This is a genomic window from Nocardioides korecus, assembly GCF_054778395.1.
In genome coordinates, this window is sequence record NZ_BAAGZO010000021.1 from 1 (window position 1) to 5,308 (window position 5,308).

The 5,308-nt window shown below is 55.7% G+C and carries 3 rRNA genes; all 3 read left to right on the top strand.

Annotation, left to right across the window (positions count from 1 at the left end):
- Window positions 1-47 precede the first annotated feature (47 nt).
- The 3 genes from ACYVDA_RS20545 to rrf all read left to right on the top strand — a co-directional run bounded on the left by ACYVDA_RS20545 (window position 48) and on the right by rrf (window position 5,306).
- Window positions 48-1,566 (top strand): 16S ribosomal RNA (locus ACYVDA_RS20545).
- Between the two features lie 393 nt (window positions 1,567-1,959).
- Window positions 1,960-5,065: ribosomal RNA gene (locus ACYVDA_RS20550) — 23S ribosomal RNA — on the top strand.
- A 124-nt stretch (window positions 5,066-5,189) separates the two neighbouring features.
- A 5S ribosomal RNA gene (gene rrf / locus ACYVDA_RS20555) occupies window positions 5,190-5,306 on the top strand.
- Together the 16S, 23S and 5S rRNA genes form the textbook arrangement of a ribosomal RNA operon.
- Window positions 5,307-5,308: the final 2 nt, after the last annotated feature.

Genomic DNA, 5,308 nt, shown 5'->3' on the forward strand with positions numbered 1-5,308 from the left:
TTTGGTCGCTGTCGCTTCCTTTGTGGGGTGGTGGTGGCTGTTTGTTTTCAACGGAGAGTTTGATCCTGGCTCAGGACGAACGCTGGCGGCGTGCTTAACACATGCAAGTCGAGCGGTAAGGCCTTTCGGGGTACACGAGCGGCGAACGGGTGAGTAACACGTGAGCAATCTGCCCTCCACTTTGGGATAACTCCCGGAAACGGGTGCTAATACCGGATATGACCTGACGTGGCATCGCGTTGGGTGGAAAGTTCTGGCGGTGGAGGATGAGCTCGCGGCCTATCAGCTTGTTGGTGGGGTAATGGCCTACCAAGGCTTCGACGGGTAGCCGGCCTGAGAGGGTGACCGGCCACACTGGGACTGAGACACGGCCCAGACTCCTACGGGAGGCAGCAGTGGGGAATATTGGACAATGGGCGAAAGCCTGATCCAGCAACGCCGCGTGAGGGATGACGGCCTTCGGGTTGTAAACCTCTTTCAGCACAGACGAAGCGAAAGTGACGGTATGTGCAGAAGAAGCACCGGCCAACTACGTGCCAGCAGCCGCGGTAATACGTAGGGTGCGAGCGTTGTCCGGAATTATTGGGCGTAAAGGGCTCGTAGGCGGTTTGTTGCGTCAGGAGTGAAAACTCGGGGCTTAACCCCGAGCCTGCTTCTGATACGGGCAGACTTGAGGTATGCAGGGGAGAACGGAATTCCTGGTGTAGCGGTGAAATGCGCAGATATCAGGAGGAACACCGGTGGCGAAGGCGGTTCTCTGGGCATTACCTGACGCTGAGGAGCGAAAGTGTGGGGAGCGAACAGGATTAGATACCCTGGTAGTCCACACCGTAAACGTTGGGCGCTAGGTGTGGGACTCATTCCACGAGTTCCGTGCCGCAGCTAACGCATTAAGCGCCCCGCCTGGGGAGTACGGCCGCAAGGCTAAAACTCAAAGGAATTGACGGGGGCCCGCACAAGCGGCGGAGCATGCGGATTAATTCGATGCAACGCGAAGAACCTTACCTAGGTTTGACATATGCGAGAAGCCTCTGGAGACAGAGGTCTCTTTGGACACTCGTATACAGGTGGTGCATGGCTGTCGTCAGCTCGTGTCGTGAGATGTTGGGTTAAGTCCCGCAACGAGCGCAACCCTCGTCTTATGTTGCCAGCACGTCATGGTGGGGACTCATAAGAGACTGCCGGGGTCAACTCGGAGGAAGGTGGGGATGACGTCAAGTCATCATGCCCCTTATGCCTAGGGCTTCACGCATGCTACAATGGCCGGTACAAAGGGCTGCGATACCGTAAGGTGGAGCGAATCCCAAAAAGCCGGTCTCAGTTCGGATTGGGGTCTGCAACTCGACCCCATGAAGTCGGAGTCGCTAGTAATCGCAGATCAGCAACGCTGCGGTGAATACGTTCCCGGGCCTTGTACACACCGCCCGTCACGTCACGAAAGTTGGCAACACCCGAAGCCAGTGGCCCAACCGTTTACGGAGGGAGCTGTCGAAGGTGGGGCGAGCGATTGGGACGAAGTCGTAACAAGGTAGCCGTACCGGAAGGTGCGGCTGGATCACCTCCTTTCTAAGGAGCATCTTGGCAGCCGCATTTGTGTGGTTGTCCATTGGTTTGGGTTTCGGGGACGAATGTTTCCCGGCTTGGCCAGCTCACTAGTGGAACGTCGATTATTTGGTCCTCCTCGCTTTCGCGGTTGGGTTAGTACTGTTCGTCATCTCTTCGGGGGTGGTGGGCGTGGAACTCCTGGTCGCGTGTGGTGGGGTGGGTCTGACACACTGTTGGGTCCTGAAGGATCAAGCCAGTTTGTTTGGTTTGGTTGCTTCTTGGCCGTCATTTCTCCGAACTGCTTCAGCGGGTTCTGCCTCTTCGAGGTGGGGTGTGTTGGGGTGTGCGGGGGTTGTGGTGACGGGCCGACCGTATTTTGAGAACTACACAGTGGACGCGAGCATCTTTGTAGCAAGACAAGCTACTAAGGGCACATGGTGGATGCCTTGGCACCAAGAGCCGATGAAGGACGTAGGAGCCTGCGATAAGCCCCGGGTAGTTGGCAACCGAGCGTTGATCCGGGGATGTCCGAATGGGGAAACCCAGCTGGAGTCATGTCCAGTTACCTCTGCGTGAACACATAGCGCAGTTGGAGGGAACACCGGGAAGTGAAACATCTCAGTACCGGTAGGAAGAGAAAACAAAAGTGATTCCGAGAGTAGTGGCGAGCGAAATCGGAAGAGGCCAAACCAGATGCGTGTGATAGCCGGCAGGCGTTGCGCATGTGGGGTTGTGGGGCCGTTTGGTTGTTTCTGCCGAAATGACACAGAGTAAGAAACCATCGTTGAAGTTGAAGTGGGCTGGAAAGTCCCGGCGTAGAGGGTGATACCCCCGTAAGTGTAAGACGATGGCTCTGAAGCGTTACCCCAAGTAACACGGAACCCCTGAAATTCCGTGTGAATCTGGCGGGACCACCCGTTAAGCCTAAATACTCCTTGGTGACCGATAGCGGACAAGTACCGTGAGGGAAAGGTGAAAAGTACCCCTGGCGGGGAGTGAAATAGTACCTGAAACCATGTGCCTACAATCCGTTGGAGCGAGAACCTTTGGTTCTTGTGACAGCGTGCCTTTTGAAGAATGAGCCTGCGAGTTTGCGTTGTGTCGCGAGGTTAACCCGTGTGGGGAAGCCGTAGCGAAAGCGAGTCCGAATAGGGCGTCTGAGTGGCACGATCAAGACCCGAAGCGAAGTGATCTATCCATGGGCAGGTTGAAGCGCGGGTAAGACCGCGTGGAGGACCGAACCCACTTAGGTTGAAAACTGAGGGGATGACCTGTGGATAGGGGTGAAAGGCCAATCAAACTTCGTGATAGCTGGTTCTCCCCGAAATGCATTTAGGTGCAGCGTCGCGTGTTTCTTACCGGAGGTAGAGCACTGGATGGTCTAGGGGGCCCAACAGCTTACCGAAATCAACCAAACTCCGAATGCCGGTAAGTGAGAGCGCGGCAGTGAGACAGTGGGGGATAAGCTCCATTGTCGAGAGGGAAACAGCCCAGACCATCAGCTAAGGTCCCTAAGCGATAACTAAGTGGAAAAGGATGTGGAGTCGCAGAGACAACCAGGAGGTTGGCTTAGAAGCAGCCACCCTTGAAAGAGTGCGTAATAGCTCACTGGTCAAGTGATTCCGCGCCGACAATGTAGCGGGGCTCAAGTTATCCACCGAAGCTATGGCATTCATACGTGTATCCCGGCCCACTTGTGGGTCCAGGTGTGTGGATGGGTAGGGGAGCGTCGTGTGGCGGGTGAAGCAGCGGTGTGAACCAGTTGTGGACGCTACACGAGTGAGAATGCAGGCATGAGTAGCGAATGAGGAGTGAGAAACTCCTCCGCCGAATGATCAAGGGTTCCAGGGTCAAGCTAATCTGCCCTGGGTAAGTCGGGACCTAAGGCGAGGCCGACAGGCGTAGTCGATGGACAACGGGTTGATATTCCCGTACCGGCAAAACAGCGCCCATGACGAGGCTGGTGATGCTAAGTGCCCGAAACCACCGGGACCCTTCGGGGCGATGGTGGCAGAGCGCATGACCCGAGCTAGTAGTAGTCAAGCGATGGGGTGACGCAGGAAGGTAGTCCAACCAGCGCGATGGTAGTCGCTGGCTAAGGGTGTAGGACGCAGTGATAGGCAAATCCGCACTGTGTATGTCTGAGACCTGATGGGGAGCCCGTTTGGGTGAAGTGGATGATCCTATGCTGTCGAGAAAAACCTCTAGCGAGCTGTGCGCCGCCCGTACCCCAAACCGACTCAGGTGATCAGGTAGAGAATACTAAGGCGATCGAGTGAACCACGGTTAAGGAACTCGGCAAAATGCCCCCGTAACTTCGGGAGAAGGGGGGCCGGATGTGTGTATGCACTTGCTGCAAAAGCATTGATGGCCGCAGAGACCAGGCCCAAGCGACTGTTTACTAAAAACACAGGTCCGTGCGAAGTTGTAAGACGATGTATACGGACTGACTCCTGCCCGGTGCTGGAAGGTTAAGGGGACGTGTTAGCACCTAGTGCGAAGCGCAGAACTTAAGCCCCAGTAAACGGCGGTGGTAACTATAACCATCCTAAGGTAGCGAAATTCCTTGTCGGGTAAGTTCCGACCTGCACGAATGGAGTAACGACTTGGGCGCTGTCTCAACCGTGGACTCGGCGAAATTGCACTACGAGTAAAGATGCTCGTTACGCGCGGCAGGACGGAAAGACCCCGGGACCTTTACTATAGTTTGGTATTGGTGTTTGGTTCGACTTGTGTAGGATAGGTGGGAGACTGTGAAGCATTCACGCCAGTGAGTGTGGAGTCAACGTTGAAATACCACTCTGGTCGTATTAGATATCTAACCTAGGTCCATTATCTGGATCAGGGACAGTGCCTGATGGGTAGTTTAACTGGGGCGGTTGCCTCCTAAAATGTAACGGAGGCGCTCAAAGGTTCCCTCAGCCTGGTTGGTAATCAGGTTTCGAGTGTAAGTGCACAAGGGAGCTTGACTGTGAGAGTGACAGCTCGAGCAGGGACGAAAGTCGGAACTAGTGATCCGGCGCTGGCATGTGGAAGCGGCGTCGCTCAACGGATAAAAGGTACCCCGGGGATAACAGGCTGATCTTCCCCAAGAGTCCATATCGACGGGATGGTTTGGCACCTCGATGTCGGCTCGTCGCATCCTGGGGCTGGAGTAGGTCCCAAGGGTTGGGCTGTTCGCCCATTAAAGCGGCACGCGAGCTGGGTTTAGAACGTCGTGAGACAGTTCGGTCCCTATCCGCCGCGCGCGCAGGAAACTTGAGAAAGGCTGTCCCTAGTACGAGAGGACCGGGATGGACGAACCTCTGGTGTGCCAGTTGTTCCGCCAGGAGCACGGCTGGTTGGCTACGTTCGGAAGTGATAACCGCTGAAAGCATCTAAGCGGGAAGCACGTTTCAAGATGAGGTTTCCCACCGGGTTAACCGGGTAAGGCCCCCAGTAGACGACTGGGTTGATAGGCCGGAGGTGTACAGCAGTAATGCCTAGCCGACCGGTACTAATAGGCCGAGGGCTTGTCCCTCAAAGATGTTGCGCGTCCACTGTGTGGTTCCCGAGTTACGGTCGGGGCCAGTAGATACAGACACATACGTTCATGTTTTGTTGCGTCCACTGGTAGTTGAATCGATTGTTGAACTCCATAGAGTTACGGCGGCCATAGCGAACGGGAAATACCCGGTCCCATTCCGAACCCGGAAGTCAAGCCGTTCAGCGCCGATGGTACTGCGACCGGGAGGTCGTGGGAGAGTAGGACGTCGCCGGACAA